The 6741-nt window shown below is 42.0% G+C and carries 7 protein-coding genes; 5 read left to right on the top strand and 2 right to left on the bottom strand.

The genetic code is table 11. The features are described from left to right. Nucleotides 1-64 precede the first annotated feature (64 nt). From rplI to dnaB, 4 genes are all read left to right on the top strand, one after another. A complete protein-coding gene (gene rplI / locus OSCI_RS10435; RefSeq protein ID WP_007354902.1) occupies nucleotides 65-523 on the top strand; it encodes a 50S ribosomal protein L9 in 459 nt (152 codons plus the stop codon). Between the two features lie 170 nt (nucleotides 524-693). Beyond that, a complete protein-coding gene (locus tag OSCI_RS10430; protein ID WP_007354901.1) occupies nucleotides 694-1113 on the top strand; it encodes a XisH family protein in 420 nt (139 codons plus the stop codon). After that, nucleotides 1098-1433 (top strand): element excision factor XisI family protein, encoded by a 336-nt coding sequence (locus OSCI_RS10425; RefSeq protein WP_007354900.1) that lies wholly within the window; start codon nucleotides 1098-1100, stop codon nucleotides 1431-1433. The genes OSCI_RS10430 and OSCI_RS10425 overlap by 16 nt, the downstream gene beginning before the upstream one ends. A 302-nt stretch (nucleotides 1434-1735) precedes the next feature. Then, on the top strand, nucleotides 1736-4918 hold the full coding sequence (gene dnaB, locus OSCI_RS10420; protein WP_007354899.1) for a replicative DNA helicase: 3183 nt from the start codon (nucleotides 1736-1738) through the stop codon (nucleotides 4916-4918). A gap of 37 nt (nucleotides 4919-4955) precedes the next feature. Here the strand turns inward: dnaB and OSCI_RS10415 are convergent, their stop codons facing one another. Together OSCI_RS10415 and OSCI_RS10410 are read right to left on the bottom strand one after the other, a co-directional pair. Next, complete coding sequence (locus tag OSCI_RS10415) at nucleotides 4956-5543, bottom strand: FKBP-type peptidyl-prolyl cis-trans isomerase (protein ID WP_007354898.1); 588 nt, start codon at nucleotides 5541-5543, stop codon at nucleotides 4956-4958. Nucleotides 5544-5761: 218 nt separating this feature from the next. Further along, on the bottom strand, nucleotides 5762-6085 hold the full coding sequence (locus tag OSCI_RS10410; RefSeq protein WP_007354897.1) for a phasin family protein: 324 nt from the start codon (nucleotides 6083-6085) through the stop codon (nucleotides 5762-5764). 244 nt (nucleotides 6086-6329) lie between these two features. Here OSCI_RS10410 and OSCI_RS28385 point away from each other — a divergent pair, with 244 nt between their 5' ends. Further along, complete coding sequence (locus tag OSCI_RS28385) at nucleotides 6330-6686, top strand: hypothetical protein (protein ID WP_007354896.1); 357 nt, start codon at nucleotides 6330-6332, stop codon at nucleotides 6684-6686. Nucleotides 6687-6741 lie beyond the last annotated feature (55 nt).

Here is a 6741-nt window from a genome sequence, read left to right as displayed (position 1 = left end):
TTGCCATCCTTACCCAAACTTCGATAATATAAAGAGTTCGAGTTACAAAAATACAGGAATCACCGTGAGCAAGCGCGTCCAATTAGTCTTAAATAAGGATGTCACCAAACTAGGAAAAGTTGGAGACCTAGTAGAAGTAGCCCCAGGCTACGCCCGCAACTACCTACTGCCCCAAGGAATCGCCTATCGTACAACCCCAGGCATTCTCAAGCAAGTAGAACGCCGCAGAGAGGCCGAAAGGCAGCGTCAGCTTGAGCTCAAGCAACAAGCTGAAACCCGCAAAAAAGCCCTCGAATCCGCCCCCACTTTCATCATCTCCAAACAAGTCGGCGAAGGTGAGGCAATTTTTGGTACAGTCACCACCCAAGAAGTTGCAGAGTTGATTTTCAACACCACTGGACAAGAAATAGATCGACGCGGTATTCACTTACCTGAAATTCGCAAAACAGGTTCCTACAAAGCTGAAATCAAGCTTCACGCAGATGTTAATGCCGAAGTAGAAATTCAAGTTGTGTCTTTGTAGGCATTGGGATCAAATTATTGATGTCAACTTAACGTTAAACCGAATGTCCAGCAGGGGTTTTAACCCCTGCCTCATAGATTTAGTCCTCTTAAGAGGACTAATACTTAGGATTTACGCAGGGACAAAAAAATTATGTTATTTTCTCCTCTCATATCAAACTTTCATAACTAATGTCCAGACGTGATAATTTACATTTATCCCTGCGCCGCACTCTCGAAAAAGATGGGTGGACGATTACGGATGACCCGTTAATTTTAGTCTTAGAACAAACGCTCTTGAAAGCTGATTTAGGAGCCGAAAAGTTTTTTGCCGCAGAAAAAGAAGGACGTAAAATAGCTGTGGAAATCAAAGACTTCGATTCCCCTTCAGTCATTAATGAACTGGAAAAAACGATGGGGCAACTTCAGCTTTACCAATGGGCTTTGGAGAACCAAGAACCCGAACGACAGTTGTTTTTAGCCATCAGTCAAGTCGTCTATATTCGACACTTCCAAAAACCAATTTTTCAGTTAGCCGTCCAGAGGAATAGAATTAACTTATTAGTTTACGAACCAGAGCGGGAGGCTATTGTTCAATGGAGCGCCCATTAAGTTATGCAGATATCCTGAAAAAAACGCTGCAAGAGGCAACGCGAACCCAACCTCGCTTACAAGCGATTCAGCTTTATCCTGTCTGCGATACCGATTCCGGTCACTTTTTGATTCTAGCTACAGGCTGGGATAAGCAACGCTGGCTTGACACCATTCTGTTTCACGCTCGCTTGGTTGATGTTCAAGTCATCATTGAAGAAGATAACTTCGAGGAAGGGTTAACCTCTGCACTTATTGCCGCAGGTATCCAAGCAGAGCATATTGTGACGAGCCTTAATTATCAAAGTGGTGCTAGTCCAGTGGTGTTTCAGGTGGTATGAAGTATTCCTGTCTTATCCCTCTTTTGTCACTTTGGTCAGAGAAAAAGGCTTTATTCTTGCAATATCTGGATTTTAGCCATTCTTAATAATTTATTCTTCGCAAGGCGAAAGCCTTACAAACAATTAGTTCCATAAAATTATCTACGGAGAGTGATAAAAGATGATTAACAACCCTCCTCAGCAATTTACCTCTCTTGCTTCTCCACCGCCACCAACTCATAAATTATCAAGAAAAAGATTTTAAGGGGTAGAAAATTATGCGAAACTTAGAATAGAGAACTTCGACTATTACAAGGTGACAAATGAGTGAATTAATGCCAACCAATATCGAAGCAGAAGAGGCAATTTTAGGAGGCATACTAATTGACCCCGAAGCCATTTCGCGGATTGCCGAACTTCTCCGCCCAGACTTTTTTGCCATTACCGCCCATCAAGTCATCTACAAAGCCGCCCTCGACCTCTATTTTGAAGGCAAACCCACCGACTTAATGACCCTCACCACCTGGCTTGCTGACCGCAACAAATTAGAGCAAATAGGTGGACAAAGCAAGTTAGCACAACTGGCAGAACGCACAGTTTCAGCAGTCAATATTGACCAATATGCCATATTAGTTGAAGATAAACATATTCGCCGCAAATTAATTCACGCTGGCAACGAAATTGTCCAATTAGGTTACGAGACAGCCACAGAATTACCAATAGTTTTAGACAAAGCCGAACAAAAGATTTTTAACATCACTCAAGACCGTCCGCAGCAAGATTTAGTTGCCATCAGCGAGACTGTAAACGTCATTTCTCAAGAGTTAGAAAATCGCAATGAAGGTTTAACCTTACCCGGTATCCCCTGCGGCTTTTATGACCTCGATGCCATGACCGGAGGCTTCCAGCGTTCTGATTTAATTATCGTTGCTGCTAGGCCATCAATGGGCAAGTGTATTGCCTTTGACACTCTAATAGTGCAAAAAGATGGTAGCGTTTCTACCATTCAAGAAATCTATCAGCAACATCAAGAACATCAAACAAAATTATTAACATTAGGCAAAGATTGGAAATTTCAGATAACTCAACCCTCTGCCTTTATAGATGATGGCATCAAACCTACATTTCGAGTAACTACCAAACTTGGGAGGTTTGTAGAAACAACAACTACTCACCCCTATTTAACTATCAAAGGATGGCAACAACTTGCAGAACTTAAAGTAGGCAATAAAATTGCAGTTCCTCGCAAAATTGATGTCTTTGGCACAGAAAAAATTCGTCCCTGCGAAGTTAAGTTATTAGCTTATTTAATTGGTGATGGTTGTCTGGTAGATACAACACCAGAATTTACTAATAATCATCCTTTAATTCAAGCAGATTTTACCCAAGCTGCTCAAGAATTCGCCGATTTAAAAGTTCGCAAGGAAGTGAGAGAAAACAAAGCTACAACCCTTTATGTATCCTTAAGCCAAGGTAAGAAAAATCCTTTAACTGCATGGTTAGAAAAATTGGAACTGTGGCAGAAAGATGCTCACAATAAAACAGTACCATTCCTAATATTTAGGTTGGATAAATCACAAATTGCTTTATTCCTTAACCGCCTTTTTTCAACTGATGGCTGGGCAACAGTTTTAACTAGCGGTCAGGCGCAATTAGGCTATTGCTCAGTTAGCGAAAAACTAGCTAGACAAATACAACATTTATTGCTAAGATTTGGTATAATTGCCAAGCTTAAAAAGCGTTATATCAAATATAAAAACACTCATAGAATAGCTTGGCAATTAGATATTACTGATACCCAATCCATCAAAACATTTATTTCAAATATTGGAATTTTCGGCAAAGAAGATGCTGTAACAAAATTAGAAGCAGCCTTAGCCAACAATCAATACAAGACTAACCGCGATTTAATTCCGATTGAAATCTGGGAAGAAATAGCCGCAGTAAAAGGTAATGAACCTTGGACTATTTTAGCACGGCGGGCGGGAATTAAGGGCTACACAAATATTCATGTAGGCAAGCGTTCGCTATCGCGCGAACGGCTTTTTATCCTGGCAACTGCCTTAGAAAATCTACCATTACAACAATTAGCAACCAGCGATATCTACTGGGATGAAATTGTATCAATAGAACCGATGGGATACAAACAAGTCTATGATTTAACCATTCCCGAAACGCACAACTTTGTTGCTAATGATATCTGCGTTCATAACACTGCATTCTGTACAAATATTGCCCATAATATCGCGGCTGCTCAGAAATTGCCAATAGCTATTTTTAGCTTAGAAATGTCAAAAGAACAGCTAGTACAGCGCCTTCTTTCCAGTGAAGCCGGAATCGAAAGTAATCGCCTGCGTTCTGGTAGAATTAGTCAAAACGAATGGGCTCCTATAAGTAGCGCGATTGGTTCCCTATCAGAATTGCCAATTTTCATTGATGACACTCCCAATCTTACTGTTACAGAAATGCGCTCTAAAACTCGTCGCCTGCAAGCAGAACAAGGCGGAGCTTTAGGATTAATATTACTAGATTACTTGCAATTAATGGAGGGAAGTAGCGATAATCGGGTGCAAGAATTATCTCGAATTACGCGAAGTCTGAAAGGTTTAGCGCGGGAACTCAGCGTGCCAATTATTGCTTTATCTCAGTTAAGTAGAGGTGTAGAAGCGCGGACAAATAAGCGACCGATGATGTCAGATTTGAGAGAAAGCGGTTGTTTATCTGGGGATAGCTTGGTGACATTAGCTGACAATGGTACACAAGTACCAATTCGAGAATTAGTAGGAAAGTCTGGCTTCGCAGTTTGGGCGATCAATGAAGCTACAATGCAGTTAGAAAGAGCAATTGTTAGCAATGCTTTTTCTACTGGTTTAAAGCCTATATTGCGGCTAACAACTCGCCTTGGACGCACCATTCAAGCAACTAGCAATCACAAATTTTTAACCCTTAATGGTTGGAAACGTTTGGATGAATTAGAAGCTGGTTCCCGTCTTGCTCTTCCTCGCTGTTTGCCTAGTCAATCTTTACAATATGCTATTCCAGCCATGCAACAGAATGGTATTACTACACGCCAGATGCAAGCTATGCTTGGCAACAAATATTGTGGTACAACTATTTATAAACAAAATTTTAGCCGTGAGCGAGCAGAAAAATTAGCTCAAGCAGTAAAGTCTGATGAAATTACCCGTTTAATTAATAGCGATGTTTACTGGGATGAAATTATTTCTATAGAACCTGATGGTGAAACCGAAGTTTATGATTTAACAGTTCCTAAATTTCATAACTTTATTGCCAATAATATTGTTGTTCATAACTCAATTGAGCAAGACGCGGATTTAGTGATTATGTTGTACAGAGAAGAATATTATAATCCCGATACACCTGACAGAGGCATTGCAGAAGTTTTAATTACAAAACATCGGAATGGGCCTACAGGAATAGTAAAATTAATATTCGATCCACAATTTACTCGATTTCGTAATCTGGCAGTTCCCAGACGGTCATAAGTTCCCAAAAAACTGAGAGCTGCCAAATGTTGACTTCTTAGCCAGCGATTTTCAACAATTCCACATCGAAAATTAGAGTAGCATTAGGAGGAATTACCCCACCAGCACCACGAGCACCATAACCCAATTCGGGGGGGATAATTAACTTGCGACGGCCGCCAACTTTCATCGTGCCCACGCCTTCATCCCAACCTTTAATTACCTGACCCACCCCAATTTTAAACTGGAAAGGACTACCGCGATCGCGCGAACTGTCAAACTTAGTTCCGTTTTCCAGAGTCCCCGTATAGTGAACTATCACCGTCTGGCCAGTTTTTGGCTCCGCACCATCTCCCTCTTTGATTTCAGTATATTTCAAACCGGAAGATGTAGTAATTGTCTTTTCAGTATTTTCAGTCATATTATTGCCAGCGATAGTAGCTGGTGCATCTGGTATTGTAGCCTCAGCTACTAGCAAATTGCTTTGATTTAAAGACGTTTCAACCTCCGTCTTAATCACAGTCTGGGGTTGAGGTTTGGTAACAACGGCTGCAATGGCTTGTTGTCGGCTACCGCTAAATTGAGAGATTACCAGCACCGCACAGCATACTAACATTACCCCCAAGCTGATCAGAATTCCTTGCAAAATTCAGTCCTCCTTATTCCAGTGATACAATCCCATCTTTAGGCTCCGCTTGGGAACACATAGCCATCGAAATTAGAGTCAGAGCTGACTTTGAGATTGATATCAGCAAATACAAAAATTAGCTATACCAGCCTCATGCTTACTCCTTCCGAGATGATGGGAATAACCAAAAGTTATCCTATCACAGTACAAAAATTACTCAACTACTCTCACTAAACTTAACGCCAGAGGCGATTTTCTAAATCCCGCACCTGACGCTCCAAACGGTCGAGCCGTCCCCGTAACTCATCCATTTCTGATTGCCGAGGGACTCCTATATCTTGCATCATATTCCGCAGTTGCCTCTGCATCTGCGCCTCCCAGTTACCCTGCTCCGATTTAATCTGTTGCATCATATCATCTACCAAGGTTTGGGCCTGCTCAGAATTAAGTTTGCCATCTTGAACCAATTGCTCGCTCACTTCCTGTAATTTCTCCGTCACCAAGGAAGTAGTGCCAATGCCGAGCATGATCAGTTGCTTGAGTAAGTTACTGTTATCCATAAGGTTTTGCTGCTATTAGGAGCATTGATTGGGTGCTATCTTAGGCCGCGTACAAAGGCGATCGAGGCATCTGTACAATTGAAGTTAAATCAAAGTCGGCCTACATTTCTATTTTGGGGTATCTGCCGATCGCCTGCGACTCCAGCCTAGAAGTCAATGTTCGGAAAACCGCCAGTATATCCATCCTGAAAGCATACAGATTGCGGATTTTTGATTTTCGCTTTTGAACTGAAAAACCCTCACCATGCCACATTGTCCCCGTTGTAGCCAACCTGTAGACGCTTCTGCGATCGCCTGTCCCCATTGTCAAATTCCTCTTAAAGCATACGGTCATCCGGGTATCCCTCTCCACCGTTCCCAAGGAGAAGAATATCTCTGTACTACCTGCCTCTACCACGAAGACGACACCTGTAACTTTCCGCAACGTCCCTTTGCCCAAGATTGTACGCTTTATCACGATCGCTCTGAACCAATTTTGCCCCTCAGCAGTCAATACATTAGTGGCAGTTGGCCCCAACTTGTCAAAAGCTGGTGTCAGCGCAATATCTTTTGGTTATTCCTGCTCGGTCTGGTAATTGTCAGTCTACTATTATCTCTTTGATTAAAAAGAGGGGCTAGGGGCTACGATGCTCAGGGCTAGGGAAAGAGAGGGGGGA

It is taken from the genome of Kamptonema sp. PCC 6506, from assembly GCF_000180455.1.
GTDB classification, from domain to species: domain Bacteria; phylum Cyanobacteriota; class Cyanobacteriia; order Cyanobacteriales; family Microcoleaceae; genus Kamptonema; species Kamptonema formosum.
This window is presented reverse-complemented; position numbering and strand designations above follow the sequence as displayed.